Below are 21,458 nucleotides of genomic sequence, written 5' to 3'. Positions count from 1 at the left end.
GGGTCAGGCTCCCTCGTTGCGCGGGGCCCACTGCGGGGCGGCGGGGCCGGTCGGCGGGGGTGCGTCGGGGAGGTCGCCGGTGGAGTGCGCGTGGTACTCCACGGCTCCCGCCGTCATCTGCATGAAGGCCTCTTCGAGCGAGGCGCGCTGGGCGCTCAGCTCGTGCAGCGTGATCCGGTGCTCGGCGGCGAGCTCGCCGAGGGCCTCGGTCGTCGCCCCGTCGATCTCCAGGGTGCCGTTGCCGGACTCGACGGCGATCATGCCGGCGCCGTGCAGGACGTCGAGGAGGCGTTCGCGCTGCGGGGTGCGCAGTCGTACATAACTGCGGGAGTTCTTGTGAATGAAATCGGCCATCGATGTGTCGGCGAGCAGCTTGCCCTGTCCGATGACGATCAAGTGGTCCGCCGTGAGGGCCATTTCGCTCATCAGGTGGGACGAGACGAAGATCGTCCGGCCTTCCTGCGCGAGGGCTTTCATCAGATTGCGGATCCAGTGAATTCCCTCGGGATCCAGACCGTTCACCGGCTCGTCGAACATCAGGATCTCGGGGTCGCCGAGCAGCGCCGAGGCGATTCCGAGGCGTTGGCCCATACCAAGGGAGAATCCCTTGGACTTCTTCTTCGCCACCGCCGTCAGACCGACGACGTCGAGCACTTCCGCGACCCGGCGCGCGGGGATGCGGTTGGCCTGGGCGAGGCAGAGGAGGTTGTTGTACGCGCTGCGACCGCCGTGCATGGCCTTCGCGTCGAGCAGCGCGCCGATGTACTTGAGCGGTTCGTCGAGGTCCCGGTAGTGCCTGCCGTCGATCCGGACCCTCCCGCGGGTGGGGTTGTCCAGATCCAGCATCATGCGCATCGTGGTCGACTTGCCCGCCCCGTTGGGACCGAGGAATCCGGTCACCACCCCCGGGCGCACCGTGAAGGAGAGGTTGTCGACCGCGACCTTCTTGCCGAAATGTTTGGTGAGACCCTCGAGCTCGATCATGCGGTCACGCTACGGGGGCGGCATGGCCCGCGCCACCCGGTTCGCCCAACGGGACACGTCGATCGTGCGTCGGCCGGGCGGCCCCGGCGCCAACGGGCCGTGCGCCGGGGCGAGGTGGCGCCGGCAGGCTCCCGCGGGCCCGGGACACGCCCGGGGTGACGGCCGCGCACACACCGGTGCCCGGCGCCTCGTGGAGGCACCGGGCACCGGTGAGTGGACGCGGGGCGCCGGGCGCCCTCGCGTCAGCGGGACTGCTGCGCCGGGACGCCGCGGGAGATCGGCTCGTCGTCCGCCGGGGTGCCGGCCGCGGCCACGGCCGCGCCCGTCAGCGTGGCCAGCATCTCGCGGACGTTGGTGAGCTGGGCGTTGATCGAGTCGCGGCGGTTGGTCAGCGCCGCCAGCTCGCGCTCCGATTCGCTGCGGATCCGGTCGGCCTTGGCGTTCGCGTCGGCGACGATGTCCTCGGCCTGGCGCTGCGCGGTCTCCACCGTCTGGCGGGCGCGGCGCTCGGCGTCGGTGCGCAGCTTCTCGGCCTCCAGGCGGAGCTGCTCGGCGCGGTGCTCGATCTCCGCCAGACGCTTCTCCGCCTTGGCCTGACGCGAGGCCAGGTCGCGCTCCGACTGCTCGCGGCGCTTGGCCAGGTTGGTCTCGAAGTCGGCGGCGGCCTGGGCGGCCTTGGCGCGGGTCTCCTCGAAGAGGGCGTCCGCCTCCTCGCGCTTGGACTGCGCGTCCTTCTGCGCGTCGCCGCGCAGCGTCTGGGCGTCGCCCTTGGCCTTCTCGACGATCCGGACGCCCTCGTCCTCGGCCTTGGCCTTCCGCTCGGCGGCGAACGACTCGGCGTCGTTGCGCACCTGCTGGGCGGCGGACTCGGCGAGCTCCCGGTGCTGCTCGGCGGCGCGGCGGGCCTCCTCGCGCAGGTCCTTCGCCTCCTCCTCGGCGAGGCGGAGGATCTTCTCGACACGCGCGCCGAGACCGGCGTACGACGGCTCGGCGTCGTTGACCTGGGCCTGGGCGTTCTGCGTTTCGAGGTGGAGCTCCTCGATGCGCTTTTCCAGAGAGGTGATTCGGGTCAGAGCACTATCACGGTCGGCGACGAGTTTGGTAATGCGGTCGTCCACCTGACCGCGGTCGTAACCACGCCGCACGAGCTCGAAGCCGAAGGGGGAGGAAGTGTCGCTCATGGGGTTCCTGTCGAAAGAGACCGGTGAGGTGTTAGAGGGAATCCTAGGGGCCGAAGCGGCGTGTCATCGAGCGGATGCCGGTTTGATCTGGAGAATGTCCAGCCTTTTGAGTGGCTAGCCGTCGGATGGCTTGCCACTCGAACGTGTGCCCCCCGCGGCGGCTCCCGCCTTGACGCCCCCCGCGCCCGAGCCGCTCTGAGCCGAACCCTTGCCCCCCGTCGGAGCCTCGAAGGACTCCAACGCCTCCAGCACGTCCTGGACACGGGAGATCTCCGCCTGGATGTCCTCGCGCCGCCGCACCAGCACGTCGAGCTCCCGCTTGCCCTCCGCGATCATCCGCTCGGCCTCCTGCTCGGCCTCCGCCTTGACGCGCTCGGCCTCGCGGACCAGCTCGGTCTTCTTGGCGCCGGCCTCCTTCAGGAGGGTCTCCGCCTTCTTCACGGCGGCGATGCGCACCTTGCTCGCCTCCGAATTGGCGTCCGCGACCAGCTCCTTGGCCTTGGCCTCCGCCTCGGCGCGCTGCTCCTCGGCGGCCTTGACCAGATGGTCGACCCGCTCGCCGGCGGTCTTCATCTGCTCGGCCGTCTCCCGCCGCGCCCGGGTGTGCAGTTCCTCGATCTCGGCCTCGACCCGGGCCCGCAGCTCCTCGCCGCGCTCCCTTATGGCGGTCGCGTCCCGGCGCGCGCCGACCAGCAGCTCGTCGGCGTCCGTACGGGCCTTCTCCACCAGCGAGTTGCCCTCGACGGTGGACTCGGCGACCAGCCGCTCGGCCTCCTTGCGGGCCGCGCCGACCATGGTGTCCGCCTGCTCCTCGGCCAAGGTCGCGGCGCGCAGCGCCTCCTCCTGGGCCTTCGCGATCAACTGGTCGGCCTGCTCGGCCGCGTCGGCACGGCGCCTGGCCGCCGACTCGCGCGCCTCGTCCAGCAGCCGGTCGGCCTCCGTGCGCGCCTCGGAACGCATCCGCTCGGCGGTCGACTCGCCCTCGGCCTTGACCCGGCGTGCCTCGGCCGCGATGCGCTCGGCCGCCTGCTGCGCCGACCCGACCGTCTCCGACGCCTCCGCGCGCAGCCGCTCGGCCTCGCCGGCCGCCTCGGCGACGAGCTGGTCGGCCTGGGCCGCCGCGTCGGCGCGCCGCTTGTCGGCCGCCCTGCGCGCCTCGTCGAGGACCTGCTCGCGCTCGGCGCGCACCGCGGCGCGCATCTGCTCGATCTCGGCCTCGCCGTCCACCTTGATCTGCTCGGCCTCGGTGAGCAGCCGGGTGGTCTCGGCGTCGGCCGCGGCCCGCAGCTCCGACGCCTCCGTGTGCAGCCGCTCCGACTCGGAGGTCGCCTCACCGACCAGCGCGTCCGCCTGCGCGGCCGCCTCCGAACGGATCCGGTTGGCGTCCTCGCGGGCGTCGGCACGGGTGCGCGAGGCGTCCTGCTCGGCCGTCGCGACCGCGTCCGACGCCTCGGTGCGCATCCGCTGGGCGTACTCCGCGGTGTCGGACCGCAGACGGTCCGCCTCGGCGATGGCGTCCGCCGTGGTGCGCTCGGCGAGCGCCTTCGCCGCGTCCGTCTCCTCCTGCGCCCGCTCCCGCAGCCGCGAGGCGTCCTCGGCGGCCCGCTCCCGCTCGGCGTAGGCGTCGGCACGGACCCGGTCCGCCTCCTCCTGCGCCTCGCCCCGGGTGCGCTCCGCAGCGTGCTCGGCCGCGCTGCGCAGACCCGTGATCTCCTGCTCGGCCTGCTCCTGGAGCCCGTTCACCGAGTCGCGGACCTGCTGCGCCGTCTGCTCGGCCGCCGCGACCATCTCGGTGGCACGGCGGTCGGCCTCCTCGACCAGCCGCTGCGCCTCGGCCTGCGCCTCCTCGACCCGCTTGCGGGCGGACGCCAGCAGCTCCTCGCTCTGCTCCCGGGCCCGCTCGCGCTCCTGGTCGGCCTCGGCACGCGCCGAGTCGAGGGTCTCCTCCGCCGTCCGGCGGCGCCGGGCGGCCTCCTCCTGGGCCGCGGCGAGTGCCTCGGCGGCCTCGGCGCCGACGCGCTCGGCGGCCGCCGCGGCCTCGGTGCGGATCCGGTCCGCGGTCTCCTGCGCCTCGGTCTTCAGCCGCTCGGCCTCGGCCGCGGCGTCGCTGTGCAGCCGCACCGCCAGCGCCTCGGCCTCCGCGCGGGAGGCGGACGCGTCGGACGCGGCCTCCGTGCGCAGCCGGTCGGCCTCCTGCTCCGCCTGCTCCCGGAGCGTGCGCAGCCGCTCGGCGGCCTCGGTGCGCAGCCGCTCCGTCTCCTCGGCGGCCTCGCGCCGGATCCGCTCGCCCTCGGCCCGCGCCTCGGCCAGGTTCTCCTCGGCGCCCGCCAGCCGGCTCTCGGCCTCGGTGTGCAGCCGGGTCAGCTCGCCGGCGGCCTCCTCCTGCCGTGCCGCGACCGCGCGCTCGGTGTCCGCGCGCAGCTCGTCGGCGGCGGTGTCGGCGGCGGAGCGCACCGCGTCCGCCTGCTCCTCCGCCTCGGCCCGCAGCCGGTCGGCCTCGGCGCGGGTGCGCTCCAGCGTCTCCTCGGCCTGCTTGCGCAGGGCGGTGGCCCGCTCGATCGCCTCGGTGCGGACCTTCTCGCTGTCGCCCGCGGCCTTGGCGCGCAGCTCGTCGGCGTCCGTGCGGGCCTTGGTGAGCAGTTCCTCGGCGGTCCTGGCCGCCTCCTCGATCTGCTGGACGGCCTCGCGCCGCGCCTCGCCCCGGATCCGCTCGCCCTCGGCGACCGCCTCCGCGCGCAGCTGCTCGGCCTCGCCGCGCAGCCTGCGGGCCTCCTCCTGGAGCTCGACCGTCTTGGCGCGGTACTCCTTGGTGTCGTCCTTGGCCGCGCCCTTGAGCTCGTCGGCCTGCTCGGCGGCCTCGCCGCGCAGCCGGTCCGCCTCGGCCTCGGCCTCGCGCCGGATGCGCTCGGCCTCCTCGCCGGCGGCCCTGGTGGTCGCCCTGGCGTCCTCGGACGCCTTGGTGAGCACCTCCTCGGCGGTGCGGGCGGCCTTGGCGAGCTGGGCGGCGGAGTCCTCCGCCGCCGCCGTGCGGGCCTTCTCGCCCGCGGCGGCCACCAGCTTCTCGGACTCGGCCCGTGCGTCCGCCAGCGCGGACTCGGCCTCCGCCTTGAGGGTCTCGGCCTCCTTGGTCGCCTCGGCGACCAGGCGGGCGATCTCCGCCTTGGCGGTACGGGTGCGCTGCTCGTTGACCGACTCGGCCGACGCGAGCTGCCTGGCGGCCGACTCCTTCGCCTCCGAGACCAGCTTCTCCGACTCGGAGCGGGCCTCGCGGAGCTTCTCCTCGGCCTCCTGGAGGCGGGACCCGGCGGTGCGGCTGAGCTCGGCGGCCTGCTGACGGGCCTGGTCGGACTCGGCGGTCGTCGAGGTGCGGAGCTGCTCGGCGTGGGCGGTCGCCTCCTGCGCCTGGCTGGAGGCGGCGTTCAGCAGGCGCTCGGCGTCCTTGCGGGCCCGCAGCAGCAGCGCCTCGGCCTCGGCACGGGCGGCCTCCGCCTCGCTGCCGAGCCGCCTGCGGCTCTCCTCGGCGACCCGGGCGGCTTCCGCGCGGGCCGCGGCCAGCGCCTGCTCGGCCTCGGCACGGGACTGGTCGACCAGGCGCTGGGCCTGGGACTCCGTGCGGGCGCGGAGCTGCTCGGCCCACGCGACGTTCTCGTTGACGTGCGACTCGACGGTCTGACGGCGTTCGGCCAGCTCCTGGTCGAGCCGCTGGCGGCGCTGGACCGCCTCGGCGTGCAGCTCCGCCTGGAGCCGGGCCTGGTGCTCGGCGTGCTCCTGGAGGATGCGCTGCGTCTGGGCGCGGGCCTCGCGCAGCTCGCGCTCGGCGTCCGAGCGGAGCTGGTCCGCCTGGATCTGCGCGTTCCGGAGCAACTGCTCGGCCTGGTAACCGAGATCGCCGGTGTCGTAGGAGGGGCGGGAGGCGAGATTGCGGCGTGCCTCGTGGAGCTTGGCACGCAATACCTCGACCTGGTAGCCGAGGTCCTCGGCATGCTGGACGGCCTTCTCCCGCTCGGTCTTCAGCCGGTCCATCTCGGCTTCGAACCGCGAGAGGTGGTCGTCGTCAGCTCGGTGGCTCTCCTGGCGTTCGTAGCCCCGCACTGCGCGGTCCCATCCGTCCCCTGGTCGCAACTGTCTCCAAACGAGCACCGTTCCCCGGCGAACGGCCCCCCGGGGAATGGTGACAGATCGACGACGGAGACGTGGAACGGCCCCGACCCGGCCCCGGCCCGGAACGGCCCACTCTACCGGGCCGGGAAAGGGTCGGTCAGTGCTCCGTTGCAGAGGTGACGAGTTCGGTCAGCACACCGTGGCAGTCCTTGGGGTGCAGGAAGGTGATCCGGGAGCCCATCGAGCCCTTGCGCGGCTCGTCGTAGAGCACGCGGACGCCCTTGTCGCGGATGTCCGCGGCGTCCGCGTCCACGTCCTCGGTGCCGAAGGCGATGTGGTGGACGCCCTCACCGTTCTTCGCCAGCCACTTGCCGACCGCGGAGTCCTCGCGGGTGGGCTCCAGGAGCTGGAGGTAGGAGGCCCCGCCGTCGGAGGTCTCGTTGATCTTGAGCATGGCCTCGCGGACGCCCTGCTCCTCGTTGACCTCGGAGTGGAACACCTCGAAGCCGTATGTCGCCCGGTAGAACTCGACGGTCTTGTCGAGGTCGAAACAGGCGATCCCGATGTGGTCGATTCGCGTCAGCATCCCCCAAGTGCAGCGCTCGGCGGCCCGTTACGCAACGTGCGCGCGATCACACCCGCGGGCCGGTGACCCGGATGAGCCGCGCTCAGTACATTTGAGTAAACCCTCGTTCACTCCTCAGCTGCGGCTGAAAGGGGATCGTGCACATGTCTGAAACGACCGGTAACACCTCCGTGATCGTCGCGGGCGCCCGTACGCCCATGGGCCGCCTGCTCGGCTCGCTGAAGTCGTTCTCCGGAGCCGACCTCGGCGGCTTCGCGATCAAGGCCGCCCTGGAGCGCGCCGGCATCGGCGGCGACCAGGTGCAGTACGTGATCATGGGGCAGGTGCTCCAGGCCGGGGCGGGGCAGATCCCGGCGCGCCAGGCGGCCGTCAAGGGCGGCATCCCGATGAACGTCCCCGCCCTCACCGTCAACAAGGTGTGCCTCTCCGGCCTCGACGCCATCGCCCTCGCGGACCAGCTCATCCGCGCCGGCGAGTTCGACGTGATCGTCGCCGGCGGCCAGGAGTCCATGACCAACGCGCCGCACCTGCTGCCGAAGTCCCGCGAGGGATACAAGTACGGTGCGATCGAGATGCTCGACGCCATGGCCTACGACGGTCTCACCGACTCCTTCGAGAACGTCGCCATGGGCGAGTCCACCGAGAAGCACAACACCCGCCTCGGCATCCCGCGCGACGTCCAGGACGAGATCGCCGCCCTCTCCCACCAGCGGGCCGCCGCCGCGCAGAAGAACGGGATCTTCGAGGCCGAGATCACGCCCGTCGAGATCCCGCAGCGCAAGGGCGACCCGATCGTCTTCTCCCAGGACGAGGGCATCCGCGCGGAGACCACCACCGAGTCCCTGGGCAAGCTGCGCCCCGCCTTCGCCAAGGACGGCACCATCACCGCCGGCACCTCCTCGCAGATCTCCGACGGCGCCGCCGCCGTGGTCGTGATGAGCAAGGCCAAGGCCGAGGAGCTCGGCCTGGAGTGGATCGCCGAGATCGGCGCGCACGGCAACGTCGCGGGCCCGGACAACTCCCTCCAGTCGCAGCCGTCGAACGCCATCGCGCACGCCCTGAAGAAGGAGGGCCTCCAGGTCGGCGACCTGGACCTCATCGAGATCAACGAGGCGTTCGCCGCGGTCGCCCACCAGTCGATGAAGGACCTCGGCGTCACCCCGGAGAAGGTGAACGTGAACGGCGGCGCCATCGCGCTCGGCCACCCCATCGGCATGTCCGGCGCCCGTGTCGTCCTCCACCTCGCGCTGGAGCTGGGGCGCCGCGGCGGAGGCGTCGGCGCGGCCGCGCTGTGCGGCGGCGGCGGCCAGGGCGACGCGCTGATCGTGCGGGTCCCGGCCAAGTAAGTCCCGGCTAGTCAAGGAGCGATTGCGTCATGGTGGACGTCCCCGAACTGGTGGCCCAGGCGAGAGAGGGCAGGCCCCGGGCCGTGGCCCGGCTGATCTCCCTCGTCGAGGGGGCGTCCCCGCAGCTGCGGGAGGTGATGGCGGCGCTGGCGCCGCTGACCGGCGGCGCGTACGTCGTCGGTCTGACGGGATCGCCCGGCGTCGGCAAGTCCACCTCCACCTCGGCGCTGGTCTCGGCCTACCGCAGGGCGGGCAAGCGGGTCGGCGTGCTCGCCGTCGACCCGTCCTCGCCGTTCTCCGGCGGTGCGCTGCTCGGCGACCGGGTCCGGATGTCGGACCACGCCTCCGACCCGGGCGTCTACATCCGCTCCATGGCCACCCGGGGCCACCTCGGCGGCCTCGCCTGGGCCGCGCCCCAGGCGATCCGGGTGCTGGACGCCGCCGGGTGCGACGTCGTCATCGTCGAGACGGTCGGTGTCGGCCAGTCGGAGGTGGAGATCGCCTCCCAGGCCGACACCTCCGTGGTGCTGCTCGCGCCCGGCATGGGCGACGGGATCCAGGCCGCGAAGGCGGGGATCCTGGAGATCGGCGACGTCTACGTCGTCAACAAGGCGGACCGGGACGGGGCCGACGCGACGGCCCGCGAGCTCAACCACATGCTCGGCCTGGGCGAGGCCCGCGGGCCGGGGGACTGGCGTCCCCCGATCGTCAAGACGGTCGCCGCGCGGGGCGAGGGGGTGGACGAGGTCGTCCAGGCCCTGGAGAAGCACCGCGCCTGGATGGAGGAGCACGGCGTCCTCGCCGAACGCCGGGTCCGCCGCGCGGCGACGGAGGTCGAGACGATCGCCGTCACCGCCCTGCGCGAACGCATCGGCGACCTCCACGGGGATCAGCGACTGGGGGCGCTGGCGGGCCGCATCGTCGCGGGCGAGCTGGACCCGTACCGGGCGGCGGACGAACTGGTCTCGGGCCTGACGTCCTCCTGACGGGGGTGGCGGGCTGACCTTGTCTGCCCGTTCGACGCAGGGTGCCCGGCTCCTCAGCCCGTCCGGCGCTTGAGGACACCGGGCGGAGCGCGGTTCCCCGGGCGGAGCCCGGGGTCTGGGCCCGCCCGTGAGGTCTCCCGGGGCGAGTGCCCCGGGGCCTGCGTTCGCGTGGGCTGGAGGTCTTCGCGGGGGCGCTGCCTCCGGGCCCCCGTGCCTCAATCGCCGGCGGGGCTGACGGTGTATGCCCGTTCGGCGCCGGGGCGCCGGGCCTTTTCAGCCCGTCCGGCGTGCGAGGACACCGCGCGGAGCGCGGTCCCGGGGCCCGCACACGCGGTCTGGAGGGTGTGAGGTCTCCCGGGGGCGAGTGCCCCGGGGCCTGCGTTCCCGCGGGCGGGAGGTCTTCGCGGGGGCGCTGCCCCGGGCCGCCGTGCCTCAATCGCCGGCGGGGCCTGCCGTGCAGCCCGTCCGGCGATCGAGGACACCGCGCGGAGCGCGGGTGCCGGGTCAGTCGGCCGAGACCGCTGCCGTGCGGGCGTCCACGTGGAGTTCGCGGTCGTCGTGGAGTTCGACCTCCCAGTGGTCGGACCCGTCGTCGTCGAAGTCCACCGACGTCACCTGCGCGTCCGGGTGGGCCTTGAGGGCCGCGGCGATCGCCTCGCCCGCGTCGGTCCGGGCGTCGCGCAGCGCCTTGCGGTCGCCCGCGTCGTCGGAATCGTCGGAGTCGTCGTCCTTGCCGGTGACCCGCACCGTGCCGTCGGAGGTGTCGACGGTCAGCTCGTGCTCCCGGTCGTCGCGGCCCAGCACCTCGACCTCCCAGTGGCCGTCGTCGTCGAGGTCGACCGACTCCACCGTGCCGGGGGTCTTCCCGAGGGCGGCCGCCGCGGCCTGCGCCGCCGTGACACCGCCGGCCGGTGCCGCCCGGTCGCGGTCGTCGCGGTCGTCCCGCTCGTCCCGGGCGTCGTCACGGTCGTCGCCGCGGTCGTCGTCACGCCCGCCGTCCTCGTCCGCCACCGCCCCCGTGCTCGTCGTCCGCGGCGCGTCGTCGCCCGACACGGCCACCGCCGTGTACGCGCCGCCGCCGACCAGGACCGCCGCCGTGAGGGTGGCGATGACCAGCTTGCGCTTCATGAGGATTCCTCCCGGATCGTTCCGTCGTCGTTCCCGGATGACACTGTTGCCCCGGCAAGCTGAAGCGGCCCTGAAGCCGGCTGAAGGGATCTTCAGCCGCGGTTTGCGACCCTGACCTCATGAGGTTGTTGATCGTGGAGGACGAGAAGCGGCTCGCCCTGTCCCTCGCCGCCGGGCTGACCGCCGAGGGCTTCGCCGTGGATGTCGTCCACGACGGGCTGGAGGGCCTGCACCGGGCGGCCGAGGGTGTGCACGACCTGGTCGTGCTCGACATCATGCTGCCCGGGATGAACGGCTACCGGGTGTGCGCCGCCCTGCGCGCCGCCGGGCACGACATGCCGATCCTGATGCTGACGGCCAAGGACGGCGAGTACGACGAGGCCGAGGGCCTCGACACCGGCGCCGACGACTATCTGACCAAGCCCTTCTCGTACGTGGTGCTGCTCGCCCGGATCCGGGCGCTGCTGCGGCGCAGGGGCCGGGCCGGCGGGTCGCCGGTGCTGGCGGTCGGCGATCTGCGGGTGGACACGGCGGCCCGCCGGGTGCACGTCGGCGAGGCCGAGGTGACGCTGACGGCGAAGGAGTTCGCCGTGCTGGAGCAGCTCGCCCACCGCGCGGGCCAGGTGGTCGGGAAGCCGGAGATCCTGGAGCACGTCTGGGACTTCGCCTACGAGGGCGATCCGAACATCGTCGAGGTCTATGTGAGCACCCTGCGCCGCAAGCTCGGGGCCGGGCGCATCCAGACGGTGCGCGGCGCCGGGTACCGGCTGGTCGAGGCGTCATGAGGTCGGTACGGGCGAAGGCGGCCATCGGGGCCACGGTCGTCGTCGCGGTGGCGCTGATCGCGGCCGGCGCCGCGGTGCTGCTGACGCTGCGCTCCAGCCTGATCGACCGTACGGACCTGGAGGCCGAGGTCGTCGCCCGCGACGTGGCGGCGCAGCTCGCGACCGACGTGCCGCCGGGCCGGCTGGAACTCCCGGACGACGAGCGGCGGCCGGTGCAGGTGGTCGCCGAGGACGGCCGGGTCGTGGCGGTCAGCAAGCAGCTGGAGGCGATCTCGGGGACGTCGAGCTCCGAGGTGCTGCCCGGTCCGGCGCGGGACGGGGCCGCGGGCGACGACGACGATGACGATGACGACGACCCCGCGCGGGGCGAGGTCTCGGGCGACGAGCCGAGCTTCTCCTCCGGGGCGGCGACGGTCGACGGGGACCGGGCCGACTACCGGTTCGCCTCGGTGGAGGTGACGTCGGGGGAGCGGCAGACCTACACCGTGCACGCCGGGGCGCCCCTGGCCACCGAGCAGGACGCGGTCGGCACGGTCCGGGACGCGATGCTGGTGGGCCTGCCGCTGCTGCTGGCCGTCGTGGGGTCGGTGACCTGGCTGGTGACCCGCCGGGCGCTGCGGCCCGTCGAGGGCATCAGGCGCGAGATGGCGGCGATCACGGCCTCCGAGGACCTCTCGCGCCGGGTGCCGGAGCCCGCCTCGCGGGACGAGGTCGCCCGGCTGGCGCGCACGACCAACGAGACGCTGGCCGCGCTGGAGGCGTCGGTGGAGCGCCAGCGGCGCTTCGTGGCCGACGCCTCGCACGAACTGCGCAGCCCGATCGCCTCGCTGCGCACCCAGTTGGAGGTGGGCGCCGCCCATCCCGAGCTGCTGGACGTGCCCGGGGCGGTCGAGGACACCGTACGGCTCCAGCAACTGGCCGCCGATCTGCTGCTGCTGGCCCGCCTGGACGCGGGGGAGCGGCCGGGCGGTGCCACGGTGGACATGGGGCGGCTGCTGCGCGAGGAGGTGGCCCAGCGGTCCGGCGACCGGGTGACGGTCACCGTGGACGCCGGCGACGGGCTCGAAGTGAGCGGAGCACGCGGCCAGTTGGCCCGGGTGGTGGGCAATCTGCTGGACAACGCCCAGCGCCACGCGGCCACCGAGGTCGCCGCGGCCGTCCGGTCCGAGCGCGGCGGGGTCGTGCTGACGGTGGCCGACGACGGGGAGGGCGTCCCCCCGGCCGAGCGGGAGCGCATCTTCGAGCGGTTCGTGCGCCTCGACGACGCCCGCACCCGGGACGACGGCGGGGCCGGGCTCGGTCTGGCGATCGCCAGGGACGTGGCCCGGCGCCACGGCGGCACGCTCACCGTGGGCTCCTCGCCCCGGGGCGGCGCGCTCTTCGAACTCCGCCTGCCACCGGCGGGCGATGGCCCGGCCCAGCGACGGAGGCGGTGACGCCTCCCGGGGTGCCTCGGGTACGGCGGGGGTGGTGACGCCCCTGCGGGTGTCGTCGGCTCGGCGGCGGTGATGCCCCCGGGCCGCCCTGGGCGCGGCGGAGGCGGTGGCGTCTCCCGGGGTGCCTCGGGTGCGGCGGGGGTGGTGACGCCCCCCGGGCCGCCCGGCCTCGCGGCGGAGGCGGTGGCGTCTCCCGGGGCGCCCGGGTACGGCGGCGGCGGTGACGCCTCCCGGGGCGCCCGGGTACGGCGGGGGCGGTGGCGTCTCCCGGGGTGCCTCGGGTACGGCGGGGGCGGTGACGCCTTCCCCGGCCCGCCCCCGGCGCGGCGTCCGCCGTGACGCGCCCGGGGCGCCCCGCCGCGGCGGGCGCCCGGATGTTGCGGCGGTGTTGCAGTCTTCTGGCCAACCGCCGGAGCGCTCTTCCGCCCGGTCCGGGGCGACCCTAGGGTCTCGTCCGGATCAGGGCACGAGCCCGCCGGGGCCCTGACGGAACCCCGGGGTCCGGTGCCGGGCCGCCGGGAGCACGGCCGCGCCGGCCGCCGTCCGCGCACGCGACCGAGGAGCGACCATGGCCCACCACGACCTGTCGGAGTCCGCCTACGACCGCAGGCGGCTGCGCCAGTGGTCGCGGGGCGAGGCCCGCACCGCCGGCCTGGACCGGCGCGCGATGCTGCGGCTGCTGGCCGCGGCGGGGGCCACCGCCCCGCTCGTGGGCGCCGCGGCGGGCAGCGCGGCGGCCGCCCCCGGCGCGGGGCCCACCGCGCCCACCGCCCCCGTGGCGCCCGCCACCGCCACCGCCACCGCCCCCGGCATCGTCAAGCCGCTGCCGCCGGAGCTGTTCACGGTGCGCGGGACCAACGCCGAGACGGTCTTCTCGTCCCTGCGCGGCACGGGTGTGCTCACCCCCGCAGACCGCTTCTTCGTCCGGAACCACACCGTCACCCCGCGCATCGACGCGGCCGGCTGGGAGCTGACGGTGTGGGGGAGCGGGCTGGCCGGCGGTCCGGTCCGGTTCTCGTACGACGAGCTGAGGGCGCTGCCGGCGAGCACGGTGACCGCCTTCGTCGAGTGCGCCGGCAACGGCCGCAGCTTCTACGCCACCCAGCAGGGCCAGCAGGTCGGCGGTACCGCGTGGACGCTCGGCGCGATCGGTGTCGCCCGCTGGCGCGGGGTGCGCCTGGGCGAGGTGCTGCGCCGGGCGGGCGTCACACGCGGCGCCGTCGACGTGCTGCCGCGCGGCCTCGACGACGAGGTCGTCAGCGCGGGCGTGAACCTGGGCCGGGTGCGCCGGCCGCTGCCGCTCGCCAAGGCGCTGGACGACGTCCTGCTGGCGTACGAGATGAACGGCGAGCCCCTGCCGCCCGACCACGGCCACCCGGTGCGGCTGATCGTGCCGGGCTGGGTCGGCATCTCCTCGGTGAAGTGGCTCGGTGACATCGAGGTGAGCGACGAGCCGCTCTACTCCCCGTGGAACACCGACATGTACCGCCTCTTCGGCCCGGAGCACCCGCCGGAGGGCAGCGCTCCGCTGACCCGGCAGACGCTGAAGAGCGCCTTCGAGCTGGACCGGGACGCGGCACTGCCGGCCCGGCGGCCGGTGCTGCTCACCGGGCGCTCCTGGTCCGGCGCGGCGCCGGTGCGCGAGGTGGAGATCAGTACGGACGGGGGCGCCCACTGGCGCCGGGCGCGTCTGCACGACGCGCCCCGCCCGGGGAGCTGGGTGCGCTGGTCCGCCGGCTGGGTGCCGCGGACCCCCGGGCCCGCCGTGCTGCTCGCCCGGGCGACGGACCGCGCGGGGCGGACCCAGCCGGACGTGTCGGTGCACAACACCCAGGGCTATCTCTTCGACGCGGTCGTACGGCACCCGGTGACCGTGGTCTGACCGGGTGCCGGCGGCCGTGCCGGTCAGAGCTTGCCGCGCCTGCCCCGCAGGTGCTCGGCGACGGGGGTGAGCGAGGCGCGCAGTTCGGCGAGCGCCTCGGGCGACATCATGTCGATGAAGTGCTTGCGCACGGAGGCGACGTGGTGCGGCGCGACCTTGCGCATGGTGTCGACGCCGTCGTCGGTGAGCACCGCGTACAGGCCGCGGCGGTCCGACTCGCAGTTCTCGCGCCGGACGAGGCCGGCGGTCTCCATGCGGGTGATCTGGTGGGAGAGGCGGCTCTTCGACTGGAGGGTGGCCGCGGCGAGGTCGCTCATCCGCATGCGCCGCTCGGGCGACTCGGAGAGGTTGACCAGGATCTCGTAGTCGTTGTTGGTCAGGCCGAACGGCTGGAGGTCCTTTTCGAGCTGGTGCATCAGCAGCTTGTTGACTTCCAGGTGCGTGCGCCAGGTGCACTGCTCTTCGTCGGTCAGCCAGCGCGTGGCCGTATCGGTCTCCATATAGAGATACTATCCTAAGAAGTTGAAATATGGACGAAGTTGGGGAGTGTGACGTCCGGTACCCCGCGCGCAAGCGTGCGCGCCAGGGGTGCAGACGTTCGACGTCACACTCCGCAGACTACCGCTCACAGGCCGAAGCGACGCTGGAGGTCGCCGAGCTGGCCGGGAAGACGCGGTGCGGATCCGTGCTGACCGCCGCCCGGCGCCCCCTGGTGCCCGCCGGGAACACCCGGCCCGCCGCCCACCGCACCGGTCGTCTGCTCCGGCATCAGCACCTCGCTGGACTGCAGCAGCACCGTACCGGCGCCGACGAACTCGAACTGGTGCTCCTCGCCGGACGCCCCGCCCACACCGGTGAGCGCGCGCAGTCCGCCCATGACCCCGGACATGTACCCGTGGTCGTAGTGGTGGCAGGGCGAGGGGCAGTCCGCCCAGCCCACCAGCGCCTGCGGATCCACCCGCACGGGGGGCTCCATGAACACCACCGGTCCGTTGGACGCGGCCACGAACTTCCCCGTCCCGATCAGCGTCAGGAATCCCGGCACGATCGACTGCTTCAGCGCCAGCGTCGGCTGGTAGGCGAGCAGGTTGCCGGCGCGGATCGTCAGATTGCCGTCGTCGAGGTCGAAGGAGTTCACGTCGAAGGCGCGGTCCGCCAGCAGCATCTTGCCGCTGCCCTCGGCGACCACCCAGTCGCCCGCGTGCAGCGGCGAGTGGAAGGAGGTCCGCATCAGCCGGTCGAGCCGCCCGTGGCCGATTCCGTTGAACTCGATGCGCCCGTAGTAGGCGATCATCTTGCCCTTCTGGAGGAACCACGGGCTGCCCTTGAGCTCCACGCAGAAGGTGTACGCGTCGACGTTGTCGTCGCTCGGCAGGGTCGTCGGGTCGTGGATGACGGGCGTGCTCACAGCTTCTCCTCCGACGCCTGGACGTAGACCGCACCGCTGCCGCTCAGTTCGAGCTGGAACGCCTCGCCCGAGCCGCGCCCCACCATGTCGCGCCAGCCGAGCGCGGTGGAGAGCTTGTTGCGCACGTCGCCGTGGTGGGCCACGTACGCCTGCGGGTCGACGTGGACGGCCCGCCCCGGGGTGACGGGCAGTTCGATCACCCCGCCGTGGGCCATCACCGCGACCGCGCCGTGGCCCTTCAGGGTGGTGGTGAACAGGCCCTGGCCGGTGACCTGTCCGCGCACCATGCCCATGACCCCGCCCTGCGAGCCCATGAACATCGTGCCCTGCGTCAGGGTGCCGTCGAAGGCCAGCAGCCGGTCGGCCTCGACGTACAGGGTGTCGCCGGAGAGCTGGATCACCTGGATGTGGTGTCCGCCGTGGCCGAACATGACCGTGCCGTTGCCCTCGACGGTCATCAGGGGCGTCGCCTCGTTCGCCACCCGGCGCCCGATCATGGACATCACCCCGCCCTGGCCGCCCTGGACGTTGGGCGTGAACGAGACCTCGCCGCGGTAGGCGAGCATCGCGCCCCGCTGGGAGAACATCTTCTGGCCCGGGGCGATCACCGCCTCCACCACCCGGGAGTTGACCTCGCGGAACGGCATCAGACGTCGCCCCCCACCGTGTTGCGCTCGCTGGGCTGCACGTACACCAGGCCGTCGCCCTCGAAGCGGATCTGGAACGCCTCGCCGCCGCCCTCGCCGAGGAAGGTGCGGAAGGTCACACCCGACTGGAAGTCCTGGCGCAGGTCGCCCTGATGGGCGATGTACGCGCCGGGGTCGACGGAGAGCGGGTACTGGGGCGTGACCCGCAGCACGACCGCGGGCCCGTCGGACATGATCGCGGCCTGGCCGCTGCCCTCGACGGTCGTGGTGAACAGGCCGTTGCCCTGAGAGGCGCCCCGCAGGCCGGTGAACGTGGTGCCCGTGCGCAGTCCGGCGTCCGTGCACAGCAGGTTGCTGGACTCGACGTAGAGGGTCTCGCCCCGCAGGTGCACCAGGCTGATCTCGCTCGCCCGGTCGGCGAACCAGCAGGTCCCCTGCCCCTTCACCTCCATCACGGTCATCTGCTCGCCCGTGAGCCGCCGGGTGACCATGCCGCGCAGACCCTCACCGCCGCCGGTCATCTTCTTGAACGCCATCTGGCCGTCGTAGGCGACCATCGAGCCGTTCTTCGCTTTCACGGTGTCGCCCGTCATGTCGACGGCGAGCACCTTGCTCCCCTGGAGCCGGAACGTTGCCACGGACAGGACGTTAACGGGTCATCCCGCCCCCGGACAGGGCCCTCGAGGAGGATCCGGACCCTGACAAAGGCTTGGCAAGGAAGGCTGCCACAATGGGTCCGGCGCTTGTGCACCGATTCACAAGATCGCCTCGCCCCGCCATGCCCGCTTCGACGTCGAAGGTGCCTCACGTGGACATCAAGACCGCATCCTCCCTCCACCGTCTCCGCCTGGTCTCGGCTCCCGAGGCCGTGTCCTTCCTCCTGCTGCTGGTCTGCTCGGTGCTCAAGCGCACCACTGACTTCAACGCGGTCCCGGTCATGGGTGCGATCCACGGCTTCCTCTTCGTCGTCTACGTCCTCTTCTGGCTGGACGCCTGGAACCGCACCAAGTGGGGCCTCGGCACCGCCGCCTTCTACTTCGCGATGTCCGTGCTGCCCTTCGGCGGGTTCTTCGCCGAGCGCCGGCTGAAGCGTGAGGCCGCCGACGCCGTCATCGCCTCCCGCGCCCGCGCCGAGGGCACGGTGAGCGCATGATCGTCGCGTTCTCCGTCACACCGCTCGGTGTGGGCGAGGACGTCGGCGCCTACGTGGCCGACGCCGTGCGCGTCGTCCGCGAGTCCGGGCTGCCGAACCGCACCGACGCGATGTTCACCTCCGTCGAGGGGGAGTGGGACGAGGTGATGGACGTCGTGAAGCGGGCCGTCGCCGCCGTCGAGGCCCGCGCGCCGCGCGTCTCGCTCGTGCTGAAGGCGGACATCCGCCCCGGTGTCACGGACGGTCTCACCGCCAAGGTGGAGACGGTGGAGCGGCACCTCGGCGCCTGACCCCGGTGGGCCGGGCCCTCGACGCGCTGGAGCAGCCCGGCGTCCTGCTCGCCGCCTTCGAGTCCCTGGGGCCCGTCGCCCGGCGTGCCGTCCGCCTCCGGGTGAAGCGCGCCGCGCGCCGCTGACCCGGGGCCCCTCGCACGGGCCCCGGGCCGCGCGGTCAGTCCTCCGGGGAGGCGGCGAGGGTGGTCCCGAGCGGGGTGCGCTCGTACAGCACCTGGTGACCGTAGCGGCGGGAGGTGAGCAGCCCCGCCTCCCGCAGCACCGACAGATGCGCCGACACCGTCGACGGCGCGAGGGACAGGCGCCGGGCCAGCACCGAGGTCCCGGCCGGCTCGTCCAGCGCGCACAGCACATCGGCGCGCACCCGGCCCAGCAGCGCGCCCAGCGCCGCCGGGGTCCGCCCCGTCGGCCTGGTCCACAGACCGCCGATCCCGCGCACCGGGTAGATCACGGCCGGCTGCCACGGCGGCTCGTACCCGCTGATCACGTCCGGCCAGCAGAACACGCTCGGCATCAGCACCAGGCCGGCGCCTCCGAGGACCCGGGTGTGGTCGCCCCGCATACCGGAGATGGTGAGCGTGGACTCCTCCCAGACCAGCCGCGGGCTCAGCTCGCCCACCACCTGCGCGAAGCCGCCCTCGGCCAGCCGGCGCGAGTGGTAGGCCACATCGGCCTCCAGCAGCGCGCACAGCCGGGGCCACTCCGGCTCGACCAGGACGTGCCACGCCTGTTCGAGGAGGTCCGCCGTCCTGCGGACCGTGCGCGCCGGGTCGGCGAGCAGCTCGCGCCCGGCCGGGCTGCCGCGCCCCCCGGGGACGGAGTCCAGCGCCGCCCCGATGTCCGTCAGCGCGGCCTCGGCGGGCGTGGCCCGTACCCGCGCGATCTCCTCCTCGAACGACGCCACCGGCCCGCGGGGCATCGGGCAGAAGAAGTCCGGGTTGTGACCGCCGTCCGGCATCAGCGTCCACAGCGGGCGCAGATCGAGTCCGGCCGCCGCCTCCCTGATGCGCCGCAGCCACGGCAGGTGGTAGCCGTGGCGCCGGGGCCGGTCCAGGGTGCGCACGGCCTCCTGGGTCTCCCACAGCGGGGACACCGCGAACCGGCAGCGCAGCAGGTCCTGTTCGTCGAGCAGCAACTGGAACGGCATCCGGCCCCCGGGGCGGAGATTCGGCTGGGGGCGAAAGTCTAGGGAGCCCGGGGTGGTCCCGGCACGCTGTTCGCCATGTCGAGCCCCAGTCACCCGGAGGAGCCCGCCCTCCCCGGCTACCGCGCCGTGTTCCGCGTCCGCGAGTTCCGTGCCGTCTTCGCCGCCCATCTGCTCTCCCTGCTGGGCGTCGTCGTCGCCGAGATCTCGCTCACCGTCCTCGTCTACGGGCTCACCGGGTCCCCGCTGCTGAGCGCGCTGACCTTCGCGCTCGGTTTCCTCCCCTACCTCGCCGGCGGGACGCTGCTCGCCTCGGTGGCCGACCGCCACCCCGCCCGGCGGGTGCTCGTCGTCTGCGACCTGGTGTGCGGGGCCTGCGCGCTGCTGATGGCGCTCCCCGGCACCCCGGTCGCGGCCCTGCTGGTGCTGCGCTGCGCCCTCGCCGCCGTCGCGCCCGTCTTCACCGGGACGCGGGCCGCCGCCCTCACCGACATCCTCGGCGAGGGGGAGCTCTACGTCCTCGGGCGTTCGGTGCTGCGGATCGTCTCCCAGAGCGCGATGTTCGCCGGGTTCGGCGCGGGCGGCCTGCTGCTCGCCGTCGTGTCACCGCGCCGGGCGATCTGCCTGACCGTGCTGACGTTCCTGTGCTCGGCGCTGCTGCTGCGCTTCGGCACCCGGGCCAGGCCCGCGCGGGCCGCGGCGCCCGGCGCTGCCCGGGCGACGGCGGACTCGCTCGCCGCCGCCCGGCTGCTGCTGTCCGACCGGCGGGTCCGGCTGCTGATGCTGCTCTTCTGGATCCCCGCGCTGTTCGTCGTCGCGCCCGAGGCGCTGGCCGCCCCCTACGCCGACGCGCTCGGCGCGGGCCCCGGCGCCGTCGGGCTGATGATGAGCGCCATGGCCGTCGGGCACGTGGGCTCCGAGCTGTACGCCGGGTCCCGGCTCGGCCCCCGCGCCCGGGACCGGATCGTCCTCCCGCTCGCCGCCCTCGGCGTGCTGCCGCTGACCGGCTACCTGCTGCTGCCCGGCCTGGGCTGGGCGCTGTTCCTGCTGGTGGTGAGCGGCATGAGCGCCGCCTACCTCATCGGGCTCGACCGCTGGTTCGTCGACGCGGTGCCCGGGGAACTGCGCGGGCGGGCGATGACCCTGATGACCGCGGGCCTGATGACCGCCCAGGGCGTGGGCATGGCGCTCGCCGGGCTCGCCGCCGAATTCTGGCCGGTGCACCACGTGGTGGCGGGCTCCGGAGCCGTCGGGACGCTGTGCTGCCTGGTGCTGGTGGGGCGGGCGCGGCGGCACGGAGTGGGCCCCGGAGCACCCGCGCCGACCGAGGTGCGAGACGGGGCTGACCGCCATGTGACCAGTAGGTAAGGTCATGCCGTGCCGAAGCCGCTCAGTCTCTCCTTCGATCCCATCGCCCGGGCCGACGAGCTCTGGAAGCAGCGATGGGGGCCCGTGCCCTCGATGGCGGCGATCACCTCGATCATGCGGGCGCATCAGATCCTGCTCTCCGAGGTGGACGCGGTCGTCAAGCCGTACGGCCTGACCTTCGCCCGCTACGAGGCGCTGGTGCTGCTCACCTTCTCCAAGGCGGGCGAGCTGCCGATGTCGAAGATCGGCGAGCGGCTGATGGTGCACCCCACGTCGGTGACCAACACCGTGGACCGGCTGGTCCGCTCCGGGCTGGTGGCCAAGCGCCCCAACCCGAACGACGGGCGCGGCACCCTCGCCTCCATCACCGGCAAGGGCCGCGAGGTGGTCGAGGCGGCCACCCGCGACCTGATGGGCATGGACTTCGGCCTCGGCACCTACGACGCGGACGAGTGCGCGGAGATCTTCGCGATGCTCCGGCCCCTGCGGGTCGCGGCGCAGGACTTCGACGAGACGTAGGCCACGCGGGCCCGCCACCCGCCGGGCGCGGGGCCCCGCCCCCGGGAACCCCGTCGAAGATCGCCCCGTCGGGCCCGGTTACGCTCGACGGCATGAAAGCGAATGTGCTGACCCGGTACCGGGTGATGGCGTACATCACCGCCGTCTGGCTGCTCGTGTTCACGGGCGCCATCGTCCTGAAGTACGGGTTCGACACCGGCGACACCATGCTGATCTCGCAGATCCACGGTGTGCTGTTCATCGTCTACGTGATCTTCGCGTTCGACCTGGGCTCGAAGGCGAAGTGGCCGTTCGGGAAGCTGCTGTGGGTGCTGGCCGCGGGCTGCATCCCCTTCGCCTCCTTCTTCGTGGAGCCGAAGGTCTCCCGCGAGGCCCGCGCCCTGATCGAGGGCGGCACGCCCGCCCCCGCCCGCGCCGAGGCGTAGGGCCACCGGAGCGGTCCGAAGCGCCGCGGGCACGGCTCGCGGCGCTTTGCCGTCGACAGATACTAGGACGTCCTAGTAAATTCGAA

Annotated in this window: 20 protein-coding genes; 10 read left to right on the top strand and 10 right to left on the bottom strand. The window is 73.6% G+C overall.

Features of this window, described 5'->3' with window-relative positions; all coding sequences use genetic code 11:
• Positions 1–3: 3 nt before the first annotated feature.
• The 4 genes from JE024_RS11320 to mce form a co-directional block, all read right to left on the bottom strand.
• Entirely contained in the window at positions 4–984 is a 981-nt protein-coding gene (locus tag JE024_RS11320; RefSeq protein WP_205373462.1) for an ABC transporter ATP-binding protein, read from the bottom strand.
• A 242-nt stretch (positions 985–1,226) separates the two neighbouring features.
• Positions 1,227–2,165, bottom strand: a complete 939-nt coding sequence (locus tag JE024_RS11315) for a coiled-coil domain-containing protein (RefSeq protein WP_205373461.1) — start codon at positions 2,163–2,165, stop codon at positions 1,227–1,229.
• Between the two features lie 114 nt (positions 2,166–2,279).
• Positions 2,280–6,257, bottom strand: coding sequence for a polarized growth protein Scy (gene scy / locus JE024_RS11310; RefSeq protein WP_205373460.1), 3,978 nt, complete (start codon positions 6,255–6,257; stop codon positions 2,280–2,282).
• Positions 6,258–6,423: 166 nt separating this feature from the next.
• Positions 6,424–6,852 (bottom strand): methylmalonyl-CoA epimerase, encoded by a 429-nt coding sequence (mce, locus tag JE024_RS11305; RefSeq protein WP_205373459.1) that lies wholly within the window; start codon positions 6,850–6,852, stop codon positions 6,424–6,426.
• Between the two features lie 143 nt (positions 6,853–6,995).
• On the opposite strand from mce, the gene JE024_RS11300 reads away from it, so the two are divergent.
• Together JE024_RS11300 and meaB are read left to right on the top strand one after the other, a co-directional pair.
• Entirely contained in the window at positions 6,996–8,198 is a 1,203-nt protein-coding gene (locus JE024_RS11300) for an acetyl-CoA C-acetyltransferase (protein ID WP_205373458.1), read from the top strand.
• Positions 8,199–8,227: 29 nt separating this feature from the next.
• Positions 8,228–9,184 (top strand): methylmalonyl Co-A mutase-associated GTPase MeaB, encoded by a 957-nt coding sequence (gene meaB / locus JE024_RS11295; RefSeq protein ID WP_205373457.1) that lies wholly within the window; start codon positions 8,228–8,230, stop codon positions 9,182–9,184.
• 504 nt (positions 9,185–9,688) lie between these two features.
• On the opposite strand, the gene JE024_RS11290 is transcribed toward meaB, so the two are convergent.
• Positions 9,689–10,312, bottom strand: a complete 624-nt coding sequence (locus JE024_RS11290) for a PepSY domain-containing protein (protein WP_205373456.1) — start codon at positions 10,310–10,312, stop codon at positions 9,689–9,691.
• Positions 10,313–10,431: 119 nt separating this feature from the next.
• On the opposite strand from JE024_RS11290, the gene JE024_RS11285 reads away from it, so the two are divergent.
• From JE024_RS11285 to JE024_RS11275, 3 genes are all read left to right on the top strand, one after another.
• Entirely contained in the window at positions 10,432–11,097 is a 666-nt protein-coding gene (locus JE024_RS11285) for a response regulator transcription factor (RefSeq protein WP_205373455.1), read from the top strand.
• Positions 11,094–12,533 (top strand): sensor histidine kinase, encoded by a 1,440-nt coding sequence (locus tag JE024_RS11280; protein WP_205373454.1) that lies wholly within the window; start codon positions 11,094–11,096, stop codon positions 12,531–12,533. The genes JE024_RS11285 and JE024_RS11280 overlap by 4 nt, the downstream gene beginning before the upstream one ends.
• 568 nt (positions 12,534–13,101) lie before the next feature.
• A complete protein-coding gene (locus JE024_RS11275; RefSeq protein ID WP_205373453.1) occupies positions 13,102–14,415 on the top strand; it encodes a sulfite oxidase in 1,314 nt (437 codons plus the stop codon).
• 23 nt (positions 14,416–14,438) lie between these two features.
• On the opposite strand, the gene JE024_RS11270 is transcribed toward JE024_RS11275, so the two are convergent.
• From JE024_RS11270 to JE024_RS11255, 4 genes are all read right to left on the bottom strand, one after another.
• On the bottom strand, positions 14,439–14,915 hold the full coding sequence (locus tag JE024_RS11270) for a MarR family winged helix-turn-helix transcriptional regulator (protein ID WP_205373452.1): 477 nt from the start codon (positions 14,913–14,915) through the stop codon (positions 14,439–14,441).
• A 125-nt stretch (positions 14,916–15,040) separates the two neighbouring features.
• The gene (locus JE024_RS11265; protein WP_205373451.1) at positions 15,041–15,823 is read right to left on the bottom strand and encodes an AIM24 family protein; all 783 of its coding nucleotides are present in this window, start codon (positions 15,821–15,823) and stop codon (positions 15,041–15,043) included.
• Positions 15,820–16,470, bottom strand: a complete 651-nt coding sequence (locus tag JE024_RS11260) for an AIM24 family protein (protein WP_205373450.1) — start codon at positions 16,468–16,470, stop codon at positions 15,820–15,822. Before JE024_RS11260 ends, JE024_RS11265 begins: the two co-directional genes overlap by 4 nt.
• Positions 16,470–17,108, bottom strand: a complete 639-nt coding sequence (locus JE024_RS11255) for an AIM24 family protein (RefSeq protein WP_187742430.1) — start codon at positions 17,106–17,108, stop codon at positions 16,470–16,472. Before JE024_RS11255 ends, JE024_RS11260 begins: the two co-directional genes overlap by 1 nt.
• A gap of 170 nt (positions 17,109–17,278) precedes the next feature.
• On the opposite strand from JE024_RS11255, the gene JE024_RS11250 reads away from it, so the two are divergent.
• Both JE024_RS11250 and JE024_RS11245 read left to right on the top strand, forming a co-directional pair.
• On the top strand, positions 17,279–17,623 hold the full coding sequence (locus JE024_RS11250; protein WP_205373449.1) for a DUF3817 domain-containing protein: 345 nt from the start codon (positions 17,279–17,281) through the stop codon (positions 17,621–17,623).
• Positions 17,620–17,913 (top strand): MTH1187 family thiamine-binding protein, encoded by a 294-nt coding sequence (locus JE024_RS11245; protein WP_205373448.1) that lies wholly within the window; start codon positions 17,620–17,622, stop codon positions 17,911–17,913. Before JE024_RS11250 ends, JE024_RS11245 begins: the two co-directional genes overlap by 4 nt.
• A gap of 160 nt (positions 17,914–18,073) precedes the next feature.
• Here the strand turns inward: JE024_RS11245 and JE024_RS11235 are convergent, their stop codons facing one another.
• Positions 18,074–19,063 (bottom strand): ArsR/SmtB family transcription factor, encoded by a 990-nt coding sequence (locus JE024_RS11235; protein WP_205373447.1) that lies wholly within the window; start codon positions 19,061–19,063, stop codon positions 18,074–18,076.
• A 75-nt stretch (positions 19,064–19,138) separates the two neighbouring features.
• Between JE024_RS11235 and JE024_RS11230 the strand changes: the two genes are divergently transcribed.
• From JE024_RS11230 to JE024_RS11220, 3 genes are all read left to right on the top strand, one after another.
• Positions 19,139–20,428: an MFS transporter gene (locus JE024_RS11230; RefSeq protein WP_205373446.1), complete on the top strand. Its 1,290-nt coding sequence runs from the start codon at positions 19,139–19,141 to the stop codon at positions 20,426–20,428.
• Between the two features lie 9 nt (positions 20,429–20,437).
• Positions 20,438–20,947, top strand: a complete 510-nt coding sequence (locus JE024_RS11225) for a MarR family winged helix-turn-helix transcriptional regulator (RefSeq protein WP_205373445.1) — start codon at positions 20,438–20,440, stop codon at positions 20,945–20,947.
• A gap of 92 nt (positions 20,948–21,039) precedes the next feature.
• Positions 21,040–21,372, top strand: a complete 333-nt coding sequence (locus JE024_RS11220; RefSeq protein ID WP_205373444.1) for a DUF3817 domain-containing protein — start codon at positions 21,040–21,042, stop codon at positions 21,370–21,372.
• Positions 21,373–21,458: the final 86 nt, after the last annotated feature.

The sequence above is a fragment of the Streptomyces zhihengii genome, assembly GCF_016919245.1.
In the GTDB taxonomy this organism is placed as follows: Bacteria; Actinomycetota; Actinomycetes; order Streptomycetales; family Streptomycetaceae; genus Streptomyces; species Streptomyces zhihengii.
Note: the sequence above shows the minus strand (reverse complement) of the source record. Positions and strands in the feature narration are given on the sequence as shown.